General features: G+C 46.4%; 15 protein-coding genes. All 15 read left to right on the forward strand.

Translation table 11 applies throughout. The annotated features are described in order from the left end of the window. The first annotated feature begins 20 nt into the window (after positions 1-20). The 15 genes from fliD to fliM all read left to right on the forward strand — a co-directional run bounded on the left by fliD (position 21) and on the right by fliM (position 17,046). Positions 21-2,048: a flagellar filament capping protein FliD gene (fliD, locus tag AB4486_RS13375; RefSeq protein ID WP_372117352.1), complete on the forward strand. Its 2,028-nt coding sequence runs from the start codon at positions 21-23 to the stop codon at positions 2,046-2,048. Between the two features lie 3 nt (positions 2,049-2,051). After that, positions 2,052-2,357, forward strand: a complete 306-nt coding sequence (locus tag AB4486_RS13380) for a flagellar protein FliT (RefSeq protein WP_017060688.1) — start codon at positions 2,052-2,054, stop codon at positions 2,355-2,357. Positions 2,358-2,369: 12 nt separating this feature from the next. Then, the gene (fliS, locus tag AB4486_RS13385; RefSeq protein WP_004736194.1) at positions 2,370-2,780 is read left to right on the forward strand and encodes a flagellar export chaperone FliS; all 411 of its coding nucleotides are present in this window, start codon (positions 2,370-2,372) and stop codon (positions 2,778-2,780) included. A gap of 228 nt (positions 2,781-3,008) precedes the next feature. After that, positions 3,009-4,475 carry a sigma-54 dependent transcriptional regulator gene (locus AB4486_RS13390; protein ID WP_372117354.1) on the forward strand — a complete coding sequence of 489 codons (1,467 nt, stop codon included), beginning with the start codon at positions 3,009-3,011 and terminating at the stop codon, positions 4,473-4,475. Between the two features lie 184 nt (positions 4,476-4,659). Continuing rightward, entirely contained in the window at positions 4,660-5,700 is a 1,041-nt protein-coding gene (locus AB4486_RS13395; protein ID WP_017060686.1) for a PAS domain-containing sensor histidine kinase, read from the forward strand. A gap of 33 nt (positions 5,701-5,733) precedes the next feature. Then, on the forward strand, positions 5,734-7,143 hold the full coding sequence (locus AB4486_RS13400) for a sigma-54 dependent transcriptional regulator (protein WP_017060685.1): 1,410 nt from the start codon (positions 5,734-5,736) through the stop codon (positions 7,141-7,143). A gap of 132 nt (positions 7,144-7,275) precedes the next feature. Next, entirely contained in the window at positions 7,276-7,587 is a 312-nt protein-coding gene (gene fliE / locus AB4486_RS13405) for a flagellar hook-basal body complex protein FliE (RefSeq protein ID WP_017060684.1), read from the forward strand. Between the two features lie 16 nt (positions 7,588-7,603). After that, positions 7,604-9,346: a flagellar basal-body MS-ring/collar protein FliF gene (gene fliF / locus AB4486_RS13410; RefSeq protein ID WP_017064120.1), complete on the forward strand. Its 1,743-nt coding sequence runs from the start codon at positions 7,604-7,606 to the stop codon at positions 9,344-9,346. Then, positions 9,339-10,400: a flagellar motor switch protein FliG gene (gene fliG, locus AB4486_RS13415; RefSeq protein ID WP_017060682.1), complete on the forward strand. Its 1,062-nt coding sequence runs from the start codon at positions 9,339-9,341 to the stop codon at positions 10,398-10,400. Before fliF ends, fliG begins: the two co-directional genes overlap by 8 nt. Positions 10,401-10,524: 124 nt before the next feature. Then, positions 10,525-11,325: a flagellar assembly protein FliH gene (gene fliH / locus AB4486_RS13420; RefSeq protein ID WP_017060681.1), complete on the forward strand. Its 801-nt coding sequence runs from the start codon at positions 10,525-10,527 to the stop codon at positions 11,323-11,325. Beyond that, the gene (gene fliI, locus AB4486_RS13425) at positions 11,325-12,644 is read left to right on the forward strand and encodes a flagellar protein export ATPase FliI (RefSeq protein ID WP_017060680.1); all 1,320 of its coding nucleotides are present in this window, start codon (positions 11,325-11,327) and stop codon (positions 12,642-12,644) included. Before fliH ends, fliI begins: the two co-directional genes overlap by 1 nt. A gap of 19 nt (positions 12,645-12,663) precedes the next feature. Then, positions 12,664-13,101 carry a flagellar export protein FliJ gene (fliJ, locus tag AB4486_RS13430; protein WP_102332837.1) on the forward strand — a complete coding sequence of 146 codons (438 nt, stop codon included), beginning with the start codon at positions 12,664-12,666 and terminating at the stop codon, positions 13,099-13,101. A 182-nt stretch (positions 13,102-13,283) separates the two neighbouring features. After that, on the forward strand, positions 13,284-15,413 hold the full coding sequence (locus AB4486_RS13435; protein WP_372106525.1) for a flagellar hook-length control protein FliK: 2,130 nt from the start codon (positions 13,284-13,286) through the stop codon (positions 15,411-15,413). 90 nt (positions 15,414-15,503) lie between these two features. Then, positions 15,504-15,992 (forward strand): flagellar basal body-associated protein FliL, encoded by a 489-nt coding sequence (fliL, locus tag AB4486_RS13440; protein ID WP_017060677.1) that lies wholly within the window; start codon positions 15,504-15,506, stop codon positions 15,990-15,992. 7 nt (positions 15,993-15,999) lie between these two features. Next, on the forward strand, positions 16,000-17,046 hold the full coding sequence (gene fliM, locus AB4486_RS13445) for a flagellar motor switch protein FliM (RefSeq protein ID WP_017060676.1): 1,047 nt from the start codon (positions 16,000-16,002) through the stop codon (positions 17,044-17,046). Positions 17,047-17,051 lie beyond the last annotated feature (5 nt).

The following is a 17,051-nucleotide window of genomic DNA, read 5'->3' on the forward strand; positions in this document are numbered from 1 at the left end:
CGTATTATTGAGGTGATTTAATGAGTTTTGGCCCAATGGGGATTTCGTCTGGCATGGATATCAATTCCATGGTCAGCACAATTGTTGATTCGGAGCGTGTACCTAAACAGCAACGAATCGACAATGAACGAACGCGAATCGATACCAGCATTAGTGCCTATGGAAGACTCAGAGAATCCCTTGATTCGATGAAAAACCTGATGACAAACTTTCGTCAGGAAAAAGCTTTTGCTGTGCGAACAGTCGAAAGTACCGATGAAGGTCTTGTCTCTGCAACCGCGACTACCGAAGCGATCGCTGGCAAATATGCCATCGATGTGTTGCAGCTTGCCCAAAGCCATAAAGTGGCTTCTGATGTACTGTCAGAGGACATGAAATTTGGCCCAGGTAAGCTGCAGATTTCGCTTGGTGATGACAGCTTTGATGTGCAAGTTGGCGACAGATCGAGACTTATCGAAGTTGTTCGTGGTATCAACGGTGCAGATAGCAACCCAGGCGTTCGTGCATCTATTATCAACGATGTCGAAGGCCCAAGACTTATTATTGCCTCGAACCAGTCTGGTTCAGATCAGCAAATCAGCATTAATGTTGAGTCAGATGCTGCCAATCCCCTGAAAAAACTCGAATACAAAACGCTTGAAGAACGTGTTAAAGCGCTAGAGAAAGCGCGCGTTGCTGCTCAAGATATTCTAGCTCTAACCCCTGCAGGAAAAGCCGTCGAACTCATCGATGAAGTGATCGCTAACGATGACCCAAATGCGAATGAAACACTCGATAAAGATGGCAATATCATCCCTGCAGCTCAAACCGATTCTACTTCAGATGTTGACGGAGACTCTCAAAGTCTCAGCTACGGTGAGCAAGCCGCAGCCGACGGTCAAGCTGCCCTAGACGCAGCTCAAGCGGCAAAGTCGGTGATGCCTGAAGACAATATCCCTGGTTGGACTGAAACCGCGTCAGGTACGCTTTTAGATTCTTACTACACACCAGAACTTGAGCTTGATGAAAAAGCGATAGAGAAGGCACCCGATGTGCCGGGGTGGTCAAATGCTGCCTCAGGTACTCTGACCGATTCATACGTGACACCGAAAGAAGCCCAACAAAAGCTTGAGGCTGAGCAAGCGCGTATCGAAGAGAAGATTTCACAAGAAAAAGCGGAGTTGGCTGAGAAAGTTCAAAAAGGCGAACTCACCGCAGAGCAAGCCAAGAAAATTGAGCGTGCCAAATTAGAACCCGAAGAGCGCGAGCTCTTAGAGAAGGTCGATAAAGCGCAAGCAGACCTTGAACAAGCACAGCAATCTTTTGATACCTATAGTGGAATGACTGAAGTTCAGGCTGGCCAAGATTCTATGGTTGTCCTAGATGGTGTTGCTCAACTCTCTAGTAATAACAATGTAATTGAAGATGCCATTGAAGGTATTGATATTACGGTGAAAGGAAAAACGCCAAAAGATAAGCCGTCGGCAGAAATTGGTGTGGAGTACGACCGTAATAGTGTTCGCCAAGACATTGAAGCTTTTGTTAATTCTTATAATCAGTTTTACCAAGTGTCTAAAAACTTGGCGGGTGTTGACCCAACGACTGGCCAAAAAGGCCCGCTGTCTGGTGACAGTACCGTGCGTAATGCCGACTCGCGATTGAAAGGGGTGTTCTCATCAAGTATTGAAGGCGCGCCTGCTAATCTCAAGTCATTGACTGAATTTGGTATCACGACCACAAGGCAAGGCTCGCTAGAAATTAACTACGACATGCTTGATCGTCAACTTAATAATAACTTCGATAAGTTGGGTGAGTTCTTTGGCGGCAACAACGGTTTCGCCAAAAAAGTGGAAGATGCGATTCAAGGTATCACTGGTATCACAGGTTCGATTCGTACTAGAGAAAAGAGCTTAGTCGAGCAAAACTACCGCTTGGTTGATGACCAAAGCGCACTAGATCGCCGCATGGACAGCCTAGAGAGCCGTACCCACTCTAAGTTCACAGCCATGCAAGATGCGACCAGTAAGATGCAATCTCAGCTGGGCAGTATGATGAATGCGTTGGGCTAATAGATGAATAGCCAGCTACAAGAGCTTTGTGAACTCGATCAACTAATTATCTCTAAACTGGAATTTAGTGAAATTAATGCTGAAGAAATAACGCAGCTTGTCGATAACAGAGAACAGTTATTGCAAAACGTGCTTCAAATAATCGACTCACATCCCGACGTTAAGCAAAGTTCTGAATGGTTTGAAGCCATTACCAGAACCAGAAAATTAGTCGAATTGATGCAGTCTGAGACGAGTCGAGTAGGTAAGACCCTACATAAATACCGTCACGGCGCTAAATCAGTTCAACAATACAAAAAGTTTTTATAGAAGAGGTTTACTATGCGCGGTTCTTTACAGGCATATAAAAAGGTATCAGTGGATAGTCAGCTAACGGCTGCCTCACCGCATAAGATTGTACAAATGCTAATGGCCGGTGCTATCGAGCGTTTGATTCAAGGCAAAGCGGCAATGCAAGCAGGCAACATCCCAGTGAAAGGTGAGCGACTTGGTAAGGCTCTAGATATCATTATTAGCCTACGTAGTTGCCTATCTATGGACGATGGTGGCGATATTGCGAAAAACCTAGATCAACTTTATGAGTTCATGATCACGCAAATTTCTGCGGCAAATCACAAAAATGACCCACAGCCTATTGATGATGTTATCGATATTATTCGCGAAATTAAGAGCGCTTGGGACCAAATTCCGAACGAATATCACAACTTGACGTCCGCTGACGTAGGTATTTAAAGAAAAATTGCAGTTTTAACCAATCTCATATCCCTTAATTGGTTGGTTGCCTTATTTTTTTAATCAAATAAAATAGAAGCCATTAGATAGCCTAATGGCTTTTTTCGTTGCTGATTTCCTAAATTTGTCCACGTAGACCATAATCATTGATACATCTCACTGTTTTATAGACTACGTTGCTCACCGTTTTTCCGCATCGCACCAAAATAAAGGCAATAATTCCTACTTATGCAAGGTTTGGCAAAACTGCTTGTCGTCGACGATAACGCTCAAGATCGTCACAATTTAAGCACAATATTAGAGTTTGTAGGAGAGAGCTGCGAAGTAATCAGCTCTGAACAAGCACGTAAAGTTGACTGGTCACTACAGTGGGCCGGCTGCATTATTGGTACCATTAAAGGTAAAGGCTTCAACGCATTACTGAATGAGAAGCTTGTTCACGCCAATCACATCCCTTTACTGGTGATTGGCAAAAACAATCACCCGGTTGACGAGTTGACTAACTATGTTGGTGAGCTTGAACTTCCTCTTAACTACCCGCAATTAAGTGATGCATTAAGACACTGTAAAGACTTCTTAGGCCGCAAAGGTGTTCAAGTTGTGTCTTCGGCACGCAAGAACACCCTGTTTCGCAGCCTAGTAGGACAAAGTGCTGGCATTCAAGAAGTACGTCACTTAATTGAACAAGTCTCTTCTACGGAAGCGAACGTGCTGATTCTTGGTGAATCTGGTACAGGCAAAGAAGTCGTAGCGCGTAACATTCACTATCACTCTAAACGTCGTTCAGGGCCTTTTGTTCCTGTAAACTGTGGCGCGATTCCACCTGATTTGCTTGAAAGTGAACTGTTTGGTCATGAGAAGGGCGCATTTACTGGGGCGATTACCGCACGTAAAGGCCGTTTTGAATTGGCTGAAGGTGGCACACTGTTTCTTGATGAAATTGGCGATATGCCGATGGCGATGCAAGTTAAGCTGCTACGAGTACTGCAAGAGCGATGCTTTGAGCGTGTAGGTGGCAATAGCACCATACAAGCTGATGTTAGAGTGATTGCGGCAACCCACCGCAACCTTGAAGATATGATCGACGATGATTCGTTCCGTGAAGATCTTTACTACCGCTTAAATGTATTCCCGATTGAAATGCCGGCGCTTCAAGATCGTAAAGAAGATATTCCACTGTTGCTTCAAGAGCTGATGACTCGAATGGAAGCGGAAGGCAGCATGCCTATCTGTTTCACGGCTCGTGCTATCAACTCTTTGATGGAGCATTACTGGCCAGGTAACGTTCGTGAACTAGCGAACCTGGTTGAACGAATGGTTATCTTGTATCCAAACAGCTTGGTTGATGTGAATCACCTGCCAACTAAATATCGATACAGCGATATCCCTGAGTTCCAGCCAGAGTTTAATCGCTTTGTGTCGGAAGAAGAGCAAGAACGTGATGCACTTTCTGATTTGTTCTCAGAAGATTTCAGCTTTGACCAGCAAGATGATCTTGCCGATAACGCGAATGCGCCTCAAGAGTTACCACCAGAAGGTGTTAATTTGAAAGAGCTGTTGGCGGATATGGAAGTGAACATGATTAACCAAGCTTTGGAAGCGCAGGGCGGCATTGTTGCTCGTGCTGCTGACATGCTTGGAATGCGTAGAACCACTCTGGTTGAAAAAATGCGTAAATATAACTTGCAGCGATAGTGTCCAGTTTTCGATGAAAACGAAAAACTAGCACACACTTTTTAGCTATTTGGTAACTCTAGCTAAGTGAACAGATAAACCATAGTCGAGTTGTTGCTTGCTTAACTATGTGATAAATATAGCAAATAGCCTGACTCGTGTTGTACGTCTCAGGCTGTTTTAGTATTTGAGGCAAATTTTTGACATGCGCGTATCTAACGAACCAGAAAATCAATCACACCTAGATTCTGTTGAACAGCAGGTTGAGCGCTATAAGCAAGTACTCGACGTGATGCCAGCTGGGGTTATCTTGTTAGATACACACGGCGAAGTGAGAGAAGCGAACCCTGAAGCGCATCGTATTCTTGGTGTTGAGTTGGTTGGCGAGAAGTGGTTTTCAGTGATTCAAAGTGCCTTTGACCCAAAAGACGATGACGGTCATGAGATCTCATTGAAGAACGGGCGAAAAGTGCGTTTGGCGATTTCAGCCTCTACCACGGGTCAGCTGATTTTGATTACCGATCTGACCGAGACCCGACTATTGCAGTCTCGCGTGAGTGATCTTCAGCGTTTGTCTTCATTAGGTAGAATGGTGGCCTCGCTTGCCCATCAAGTGCGAACGCCGCTTTCAAGTGCGATGCTGTATGCATCAAACCTTGCCGCGCCAAATCTGCCGCCGGCAACAAAAACGCGTTTTCAATCTAAGCTTATGGATAGATTGCATGACTTAGAGAAGCAAGTGAACGACATGCTGTTGTTTGCCAAAGGTGGTGACAACAAAGTCGTTAAGCCATTTACTGTGGCTGAATTGATCACTGAATTTCACCCTATGGTGGAAGCGGCATTGAAAACTAACCAGATTGATTATTGCCAAGAAGTTGAGGGCGAACAGACTCAAATGTTCGGCAACGCCAATGCTATCGCCTCAGCGTTAAGCAACCTAGTGTTGAACGCGGTTCAAATTGCGGGTAAGGAATCGCAGATCGATGTGTTTTTTAGGCCCGTAAATGGCGAGCTTAAGATATCAGTGCAAGACAGTGGCCCCGGCGTACCGAAAGAGCTTCAAGGTAAAATAATGGAACCCTTCTTTACCACTCGTTCACAAGGTACAGGTCTAGGCTTAGCGGTTGTACAAATGGTATGTCGAGCACATGAAGGCCGACTGGAATTGATATCAGAAGAAGGCGACGGCGCATGCTTTACCATGTGTCTACCGCTTGAAAGAAGTGCTTCTTCTGAAGACTAATAAGTTTTAACTGAATTTACACTGGAGAATCCTATGGCTCAAAGCAAAGTGTTAATCGTCGAAGATGATGAAGGTCTACGCGAAGCCCTTGTCGACACACTCGCGCTTGCTGGCTATGAATGGCTGGAAGCGGATTGTGCGGAAGATGCTCTGGTCAAATTAAAATCGAACTCCGTTGATATTGTCGTATCTGACGTGCAGATGGCGGGCATGGGTGGCTTGGCACTATTGAGAAACATTAAGCAGCATTGGCCAAATTTGCCGGTATTGCTAATGACAGCGTACGCCAACATCGAAGATGCCGTTGCTGCAATGAAAGAGGGCGCTATCGACTATATGGCAAAGCCATTTGCGCCAGAAGTGCTGCTCAACATGGTCAGCCGTTATGCGCCTGTAAAGTCGGATGACAACGGCGACGCTATCGTTGCTGATGAAAAAAGTATCAAGCTAATGATGCTGGCTGATAAAGTTGCGAAAACCGATGCCAACGTCATGGTGTTGGGCCCGAGTGGTTCTGGTAAAGAGGTGATGTCTCGCTACATTCACAATGCTTCTAGCCGAAAAGATGGCCCGTTTGTCGCGATTAACTGCGCGGCGATCCCAGACAACATGTTAGAAGCGACCCTGTTTGGTTATGAAAAAGGCGCATTTACTGGCGCTATTCAAGCTTGCCCGGGGAAATTCGAGCAAGCGCAGGGCGGTACAATTCTGTTGGATGAGATCAGTGAAATGGATCTTAGCCTACAAGCCAAACTACTGCGTGTTTTGCAAGAGCGCGAAGTTGAGCGATTAGGTAGTCGTAAGAGCATCAAATTGGATGTTCGTGTATTAGCGACCAGTAACCGAGACCTTAAACAGTATGTTTCTGAAGGGAATTTCCGTGAGGATTTATACTACCGCCTGAATGTATTCCCAATTTCTTGGCCTCCATTGTGCGAGCGTAAAGGCGATATTGAGCCTTTAGCCAAGCACTTAGTTGAGCGCCACTGCACCAAACTTGGTATGCCTGTACCCGTTATGTCAGCACAAGCGATCAGCAAACTCGTCAATTATCCGTGGCCGGGCAATGTTCGCGAATTAGACAATGTGGTACAGCGTGCGCTAATATTGAGCGAACAAGAGAACATCTCTGGTGAGCATATCCTTCTTGAAGGTGTCGATTGGCAAGACGCAAGCAGCCTACAACAAATCGTTGAAGGCAGTGACGTAGCTGCGCCAGAAATCAAGCCGATTGCCGAAGCAAACCCAATCAATAAAATCGCGGCTAGCAGCGAAGGGTTAGGTAATGAGCTTAGAGATCAAGAGTATGCGATCATTCTTGAAACCCTGATTGCATGTAATGGCCGACGCAAAGATATGGCTGAAAAACTGGGCATTAGCCCTCGCACATTGCGTTACAAGTTGGCTAAAATGCGCGATGCTGGAATAGATATCCCAAACTGAGGATAGATTAGTAGTGTCAGCTTTCTGACTAGTGTAATACGATATCTAGTCAATTAAATGTGTGGCACGCTAATTGCTCTGTCAATAATATAGCTAAATAGATGGTCATAATTTTGACTCCTGAGGTAGTAGATGAGAATAGATGGTTTACAAGGCGAAATGCAGGCAATGATGGTCGAAGCTGCCAGCGCGCGTCCCGCAGCAACGGGGCAAGCGGTCGGTGCAGATTTTGGCAACATGCTGACTAATGCCATCAATAATGTGAACTCATTACAAAAGACCTCAGGTGATCTTCAAGCTCGTTTTGATAGTGGCGACCAAAGCGTATCCCTATCGGACGTGATGATTGCTCGTAATAAATCTAGTGTGGCTTTTGAGGCGACGATCCAAATTAGAAATAAATTGGTCGAATCGTACAAAGAGCTGATGAATATGCCGGTATAAGTTGGGTAGTTAAATAGTGGCAGATAATAGTCAAACAACAGATTTAACCGTAAGCGATAGCAACGACCATGCACTTATTGCAGGCTCTGAGCTAGACGGAGAAGGGCAAAATCCCGATCTAGGTGAACGCAGTTCATCGAAGTTCGATATGGCTGTCGGTGATCTTGATTTACTTCGTCAGGTCGTCTTAGTCCTTTCTATCTCTATCTGTGTAGCGCTGATTGTGATGCTGTTTTTCTGGGTAAAAGAGCCAGAAATGCGTCCATTAGGGGCTTACGAAACAGAAGAATTGATCCCCGTTCTTGATTACTTGGATCTGCAAAAGATCCAGTACACGCTTGAAGGCAATACCATCTCAGTACCGGCGAGTGAGTACAACTCATTAAAGCTTAATATGGTACGAGCGGGTTTGAATCAAGAGCGAAACGCGGGTGATGACATCCTCATGCAAGACATGGGTTTTGGTGTATCACAACGTTTAGAACAAGAACGCCTTAAATTAAGCCGCGAAAGACAACTTGCCAAAGCCATTGAGCAGATGAAACAGGTGCGTAAAGCTCAGGTTTTATTGGCCCTGCCGAAGCAGAGTGTTTTTGTACGTCATAATCAAGAAGCCTCTGCTTCTGTATTCCTAACTCTAAAAACAGGTACTAACCTCAAGCAGCAAGAAGTTGATTCTGTTGTGGATATGGTGGCAAGTGCCGTTCCGGGAATGAAAACCTCACGTATTACGGTGACCGATCAGCATGGCCGATTGTTGAGCTCAGGCTCTCAAGACCCTATGTCAGCGGCGCGTCGTAAAGAACACGAGTTAGAGCGCAATCAAGAACAAGCGCTGCGTGAAAAAATTGACTCCATCCTGATTCCTATTCTTGGGTTTGGTAACTACACCGCTCAGGTTGATATCCAGCTCGATTTCAGTGCTGTGGAGCAAACCAGAAAACGTTTTGATCCGAATACACCGGCGACTCGAAGTGAATACACCTTAGAAGATTACAACAATGGAAATACGGTGGCGGGTATTCCGGGTGCGTTGAGTAACCAGCCTCCAGCGGATGCCTCAATTCCACAAGATGTGGCTCAGATGAAAGACGGCGCGATGACAGGTCAAGGCTCTGTTCACAAAGAAGCGACTCGAAACTTTGAGCTAGACACCACCATCAGTCATGAACGTAAACAGAGCGGCACGGTTAATCGTCAGACGGTTTCTGTTGCGATCAAAGACCGCCAATCCTTGAACCCAGATACGGGTGAAGTGGTTCATACGCCAATCCCGGCGAGCGAAATCAATGCGATTCGCCAAGTACTGATTGGTACGGTGGGCTTTGATGAAACTCGTGGTGATTTGCTCAACGTATTAAGCATGCAGTTTGCACCTCAAGTAACAGATGTTGTTGCTGATGTGCCAATCTGGGAGCATCCAAACTTCAATGATTGGGTTCGTTGGTTTGCAAGTGCCTTGGTTATCATTGTGGTGGTGTTGGTACTTGTTCGCCCTGCAATGAAGAAACTGCTTAACCCAGCAGCAGACAACGATGAACAGATGTACGGACCTGATGGCATGCCAATTGGTGCCGACGGCGAAACCAGCTTAATTGGTGGTGATATTGAAGGTGGTGAGCTGTTTGAATTTGGTTCAAGTATCGACTTACCAAACCTTCATAAAGACGAGGACGTGCTGAAAGCAGTACGTGCACTTGTAGCGAATGAACCAGAGCTAGCAGCTCAAGTAGTTAAGAATTGGATGGTAGATGGCTAACGAAATAGTTCCACAACAAACTGAAGGCGGTGAAGTGCTTGATGTCTCTAGCGTGGATATCGGCTCTATCTCAGGCGATGAGCGCGCTGCGATCTTGTTGCTCAGTTTAAATGAAGAAGATGCTGCTGGTATTATTCGTCACCTAGAGCCAAAGCAGGTTCAGCGTGTGGGTAGTGCGATGGCGCGAGCTACAGACCTATCCCAAGAGAAAGTAGGCGCTGTGCACCGTGCTTTCTTAGATGATATTCAGAAGTACACCAACATTGGTATGGGCAGCGAAGACTTCATGCGTAATGCGTTAGTTGCTGCTCTGGGTGAAGACAAGGCGAATAACCTTGTTGACCAAATCCTTCTCGGCACAGGTTCGAAAGGTTTGGATTCGCTTAAGTGGATGGATCCTCGTCAGGTGGCGAGCATTATCATCAACGAGCACCCTCAAATTCAAACTATTGTGTTGTCGTACCTCGATGCCGATCAATCGGCTGAGATCCTGTCTCAGTTCCCAGAGCGAGTTCGTCTGGATCTGATGATGCGTATTGCCAACCTTGAAGAAGTTCAACCTTCGGCGCTTGCTGAACTGAATGAAATCATGGAGAAACAGTTCGCGGGTCAAGCGGGTGCTCAAGCTGCCAAAATTGGTGGCCTGAAAGCCGCGGCTGAGATCATGAACTACATGGATAACAACGTGGAAGGCGTCTTGATGGATCAAATCCGTGACCAAGACGAAGACATGGCAACACAGATTCAAGATCTGATGTTTGTCTTTGAAAACCTTATTGAAGTTGATGACCAAGGTGTTCAACGACTACTACGTGATGTTCCACAAGATATTCTACAGAAAGCACTTAAAGGTGCAGATGAAGGTCTACGTGAGAAGATCTTCAAGAACATGTCTAAACGTGCTGCCGATATGATGAGAGACGATATTGAGGCGATGCCGCCAGTCAAAGTCTCTGATGTTGAAGCGGCTCAGAAAGAGATTTTGGGTATCGCGAGGAAGATGGCAGACAGTGGCGAAATTATGCTGTCTGGTGGCGCCGACGAGTTCCTTTAATACAGAAATCTCAAAAGCCCCACACTGTTGGGGCTTTTCTTTATCCAATCTCGAACCACAGATTAACTCAGTTTAACTGCTTGAATTCACAATACAGTTAAGCCACTCATAGATAGGTACTGATATGTCAGGTGATAGAAAACGCGGCTTCCTTCGCCCTGAAGAAGATAATACGGTTGCCCAACCTCAGAAATGGGGGCTGCCTGACTACACCTCTGACGTGAGCAAACAAGCCAAAGAAACCGCTTTTAACTACGACCCTAGTTGGATGCCAACGGTTGAAGAAGCCATTGAAGATGAAGAGCTGGTTCTGACTGAAGAGCAAATCGAGCTGATTAAACAAGGCGCTTATCAGGAAGGGCTGCATCAAGGCCAAGAGGCGGGCTTTAAGCAAGGCTATGAAAAAGGCAAAGAAGAAGGTTTTGCTGCCGGTCACGAAGAAGGCAACGAAGCCGGCAAGCTTGAAGGCGTAACCGCGGGTCAAGAGTACATTCAACAGCAGGTGGCCGTCTTCATGGGGCTGGCAAACCAGTTCGCTCAACCATTAGAGTTGATGAACGCTCAGGTGGAGAAGCAATTGGTCGACATGGTGCTTACGATGGTCAAAGAAGTGGTTCATGTTGAAGTGCAAACCAACCCACAAATCATATTAGATACCGTTAAAGAATCGGTAGAGTCGTTGCCGATTTCTGGTCACGCAATCACATTGAAACTCAATCCGGAAGATGTCGCGATCATTCGCTCTGCGTATGGCGAAACTGAATTGGACTGTCGTAATTGGACACTGGTAGCAGAGCCAGCACTCAACCGTGGTGACGTGCAAATCGAAGCAGGTGAGTCGAGCGTTAACTACCGCATGGAAGATCGTGTAAAGAACGTTATTCAAAATTTCTGCGGCGCAAATCGTCACCAAGGTCATGAGTAATGCTTGAGTTAGCGAATCGTCTCAGTCAGTACAAAGTCGAGGGGCTAAAATCGCGACCAATTGCCTCTGGTAAATTAGTACGCGTTGTTGGCTTAACGCTTGAAGCGACCGGCTGTAAAGCGCCAATCGGCAGTTTGTGTTTAGTCGAAACCATGTCTGGTCAGATGGAAGCCGAAGTCGTCGGTTTCTCTGGCGATAACCTATTTTTGATGCCGAGTGAGCAAATCACCGGGATCTTACCTGGCGCTCGCGTCACGCCAATGACTACCGAAAGTGGTATCCCTGTTGGAATGGAACTGCTCGGTCGAGTGATCGACGGCGTAGGTAATCCACTCGACGGTTTAGGTCCAATCTATACAGAGCAACGCGCTTCATTTAATGCGGAGCCAATCAACCCGTTAGCTCGTAAACCGATTTCTGAACCACTCGATGTCGGCTTGAAAGCCATTAATGGTTTGCTAACCGTGGGTAAAGGGCAACGTATCGGTCTGTTTGCTGGCTCTGGTGTCGGTAAATCCGTAACTCTGGGCATGATGACTCGAGGCACAACTGCGCAAGTAGTGGTCGTAGGCCTAATCGGTGAGCGTGGACGAGAAGTTAAAGAATTTATTGAAGAGATTCTTGGTGAAGATGGCCGTAAGCGTTCGGTTGTTGTTGCCGCTCCTGCCGACTCATCACCATTGATGCGCTTAAAAGGCTGTCAAACCGCGTTGGCTGTCGCCGAGTACTTCCGCGACCAAGGCTTAGATGTTCTGCTACTCATGGATTCATTGACCCGTTTTGCTCAAGCTCAGCGTGAAATTGCTCTGTCTGTGGGTGAGCCGCCAGCAACCAAGGGCTATCCGCCATCAGTCTTCGCTAAGCTTCCTGCGCTGGTGGAACGAGCAGGTAACGGCAATGATGAACAAGGTTCTATCACGGCTTTCTTTACCGTGTTAACCGAAGGCGATGACTTACAAGATCCGATTGCGGATGCGTCGCGAGCAATTCTCGATGGTCACGTTGTGTTATCTCGTGAGATGGCCGATGCCGGTCACTACCCAGCGATTGACGTTGAGAAATCCGTCAGTCGTGTTATGCCGCAAATCACCACTGAAGAACATGTCTTGATGTCGAAAGCGGTAAGGCAAGTGCTGTCTATCTGCCGTAAAAACCAAGATTTGGTGTCGATTGGTGCTTACAAGCCAGGAACGGATCCAGCAATCGATAGTGCCTTCACGTTGAAACCAAAACTGGATGAGTACTTGCAGCAGAAGATGAAAGAGACCGTCCCATACGACATGTGCGTCAACATGTTGAAACATGTATTGGGTGGCTAACGGGTGAATAAGGTTAGTCATGGATAACGCATTAGAATTTTTGCTCGATCAAGCCAAAGATCAAGAGAACCAAGCGGTACTTGCGCTCAACAAAGCGAACTCTGAGCTGCAAGGCTACTATGAGCAGGTTGCGCAGATTGAAAAGTATCGACTGGACTACTGTCAGCAGCTCGTTGACCGCGGCAAGGCAGGCTTAACGGCGAGCCAATATGGTCACTTGAACCGCTTCTTAACTCAGTTGGATGAAACATTATCCAAACAGAGAGAAGCCGAGCACCACTTTAAAAATCAAGTCGACAACTGCCAAAGCTACTGGATGGAGTTACACAAAAAACGTAAATCCTACGAGTGGTTGATGGAGAAAAAGCAGAAAGAGAAAGCAAAGCTGCAAGATCGAAGAGAACAAAAGCAAATGGATGAGTTTTCGACTCTGTTATACAGCCGAAAGAAGATGTGATCCTAAGCCACGAATGACGTCAGTGCTGTTCTCTATATTGTGAAAACCGAACTTATAGGCATGTTTCTTGCTCCGTTTTATATAAAATTGCGCGTTATGCCCACCAAAGGCATGAAAAGCATCCGACTTTCTTTTTGTTGCCTGATTCATGGCAGCAAAGCTAGTAGATAGAGCTTGTATATATGAATGTTAGTCTTTCCTCAAATTCAGCGACCAACAAAATGTCATCGTTGTTGGACACCGGTTCTGCCTCTTCCAAGGTAGAAGAAACCGGCGACTCTAAAGGTTTCTTTGAGTCCTTTAAAGAAGCGCTCGGCTTTGAAGAAAGTGACAGTAAAGTCGCAGCAAAAGACACAGAAAGCACTGCGAAACCTGATACTAAACAGACATCTACCGAAGGTGAAGCGTCAGCCGAAGCGAACAAAGGTGATTCCGCTGAATCAAAGGCTACTGACGAAGTGAGCGAAGCGCAAAGCAAGCAAGCAGCTTCAGAAGTAGAAGGCGAGAAAGCTGCTGATAAAACATCAGCAGAGGCTGCGTCTGGATCTGAGGCTCAGCTCAAAGCCAATTCGGGCACTGATAGCACTGTCGCTGATAAGACTGTTGCAGATAAGGCAGATGGTAAAGATGCGCAGGATACGACTAACGAATCTAAAGAACATATTGCTCAATCCCAAACTCAGGGTCCATCAGCGGTAGATGGTGCTACGCAGGCATCGCAAGCCAATGCAGCGATGAGCGAAGGCAATAAATTGCTTGGTCAATTGGATGAGGCAAACAAAACCCTAAATCAAGCGCCAAACGGCAAAGGCTTGCCTCAGCAAGGTCAGGTAGAACAAGCCCAAGGTAATATCACCGGTGCTTCTGTTGCAGGAGTTTCCGTTACGGATAAGGCGACACAACAAGCTAAGGCTGCAAATCAGGAGAAGAGCCTTGAAGTCGATTCTGAAATCGCTGTACTTACCGGAGGTAAGGGTGTTTCTCAGCTAACTGATACTGAAATTCGACAGTTGATGGATAACGGCGTCACTCCAGAACAAATTGAAGCCAGTATGAGCCGAGAGCTGAGCCAAAAGAATGCAGCTAGTGCGGTTGCTGCCGAGCAGAGCCAAGCATTGTCAGCCGTGGATATTGAACTGGCAAAGCAAGTAGATGCCCATACCAAAGCGCTAAACCAATTGAATGGACAAATCGAATCAGAGCAGTCTGTTGTCGATAGCTTGCTTGATAAGCAACAAAGTGGCGCTAAGTTGACGGTTGATGAGCAAGCCGCTTTGGCTAAAGCGACCTCTAACCTAGACCTGTTGAATCAACAGCTCGCTAACGTTCAACAACAAGTAACAGCTTTGCTAAGTCAAGCTCCGGCTGCGAACAGTGCGTCTGGTGAACCCACTGCTATCGATTGGGATAATACGGATTCAAGCGAAACTAAAGCCTTAGCTGCGGCAGCATCAACAGCAGCTGTAGCGACGGCTACACAACAAGTGTCAGCGCAGGCCGCTTCTCAATCAGCAAATAATGCTCTTACGGACAAGGCGGCAATGCTGCACGCCAATAATGCACATGCAGCCCAACAGGCCGCAGCTCAACAAGCTAATGTGGCTTCACCTCAGCAGCAAGCAACGTTGGATCCAGCTTTAACCGCGCAAGGAATGGCGATGAATGCAACGCCAGCTGCCACAAAAGCAGGCTCGACTGATACGCTTCTTAAAGCGGGCGCCGGTGCAGCAGCACTGTCTGGTTTGGGTAAAGCGGGTGCTAAAGAAGATTCTAAAGATTCGACCTTTGCTCAGCAGATCGCTTCTGCGGCTGGTGCACAAGGTACGGCAACGGTGGGTTCAGCACCTACGCGAGCTGAAATTCAAGCTGCTCAACAAGCGCCCTTACAGCTCACCAAAGAGCTAGCCAATGAGCAAGTGGCTGAAAAAGTACAAATGATGATGTCTAAGAACCTTAAGAACTTGGACATTCGTCTCGACCCACCAGAATTGGGCCAAATGAAAATCCGCATGACCATGAATAATGACGTGGCAAACGTGCACTTTACGGTGAGTAATCAGCAAGCGAGAGATGTGATTGAACAAACCTTACCTCGCTTGAGAGAGATGCTTGCTCAGCAAGGTCTGCAGCTTGCCGATTCGTCTGTTCAACAACAGAACTCCGGTCAGGGACAAGATAGATACAACAATGGTGAGCAACAATCCGGCGCTAACCGCACAAATGATACGCAAGGTGATGAAAACCTTGATAGTGGCAGCAATCTTGAATTGAATGTCGCATCAAAGCGTGATGGAATTAGTTATTATGCCTAATATCAGGCTAAGAACGCTTGGTTAATAGAAAAAACCAGTTAATAAAAAGAACCATCAGTTAATCGCAAGAACAGGAAGTTAGAGTAAGATATGGCCGAAGAACAAGATGCACCTAAAGGGAAGAGCAAGCTCCTTATAATTATTATTGCCGTAGTTGTGTTACTGCTTGGTATAGGTGGTGCGCTGTACTTTTTCTTAGGTTCTGACGATAGCGCCTCTGAATCTCAGTCTCAGCCAGCAACGGCTGTGGTCGCTGCAGAGCCGGTTATGTATGTTAATATTCCTCAGCCCTTCTTGTTTAATGTGACAGGTGACAAAAAAGATCGCCTAGTTCAGATAAAAGCACAGCTCATGGTACGTGGCAGTAAGAATGAAGACCTGGCTCGTTACCACTCTCCACTTGTAGAAAGTACGCTACTGGCCACGTTCGCTTCGGCAACGGTTGATCAATTGCGCTCACCAACAGGCCGCGTGGAACTGCGTAATAAGGCAACAGAAGATATTAAAGCAAGCCTGGCTCAAGCTGTTGGCCAGCCTGTGATTGAAAAAGTGTTATTCACTGACTTCGTAATTCAATAGGTAATTTGTGACCGATTTATTAAGCCAAGACGAAATTGATGCGCTGTTACATGGCGTTGATGATGTTGAAGAAGTTGAAGATGTCTTAGAAACCGAAAATGACAATGCGGTCAATTTCGACTTCTCATCTCAAGATCGAATCGTCCGTGGTCGAATGCCGACCCTTGAACTTATTAACGAGCGCTTCGCACGTCATATGCGTATCAGCTTGTTTAATATGTTACGTAAAACGGCTGAAGTGTCGATCAACGGCGTACAGATGATGAAGTTTGGTGAGTACCAAAACACATTGTATGTACCCACCAGTTTAAACATGGTTCGTTTCCGTCCATTGAAAGGTACGGCACTCATCACCATGGAAGCTCGTCTGGTTTTCATTCTCGTAGAGAACTTTTTTGGCGGTGATGGTCGTTTCCACGCCAAGATTGAAGGTCGTGAATTCACGCCTACTGAAAGACGAATCATTCAGTTACTGCTGAAAATTGTTTTTGAAGATTACAAAGAAGCTTGGTCGCCAGTGATGGGGGTTGAGTTTGAATACTTGGATTCCGAAGTGAACCCAAGTATGGCGAACATTGTGAGCCCAACCGAAGTGATTGTTGTGAGTTCGTTCCACATTGAAGTGGATGGCGGTGGTGGTGACTTCCACGTTGTCATGCCTTACTCCATGGTTGAGCCGATCCGTGAACTGCTTGATGCGGGTGTTCAATCAGACAAGATGGAAACCGATGTTCGTTGGAGTACCGCACTGCGTGATGAGATCATGGATGTGCCCGTCAATTTCCGCGTGAATTTGCTAGAGCAAGATATTTCCCTTCGTGATCTGATGGAGCTGCGCCCTGGTGATGTTATCCCAATGAACATGCCTGAGCACGCAACCATGTTTGTCGAAGAACTGCCGACTTATCGTGTGAAAATGGGCCGTTCTGGTGAGAAGCTTGCAGTACAGATTTCGGAAAAAATTCAAAGACCACATGTGGTTAAAACTGATCTCGCTTTTCTAGGTAAAGACTTATTGTCTGAGCTCGAAAACAGTGATGATGACGACGAATAGTAAAA

The sequence above is a fragment of the Vibrio sp. 10N.222.55.C6 genome (assembly GCF_041473395.1).
In the GTDB taxonomy this organism is placed as follows: Bacteria; Pseudomonadota; Gammaproteobacteria; order Enterobacterales; family Vibrionaceae; genus Vibrio; species Vibrio crassostreae_C.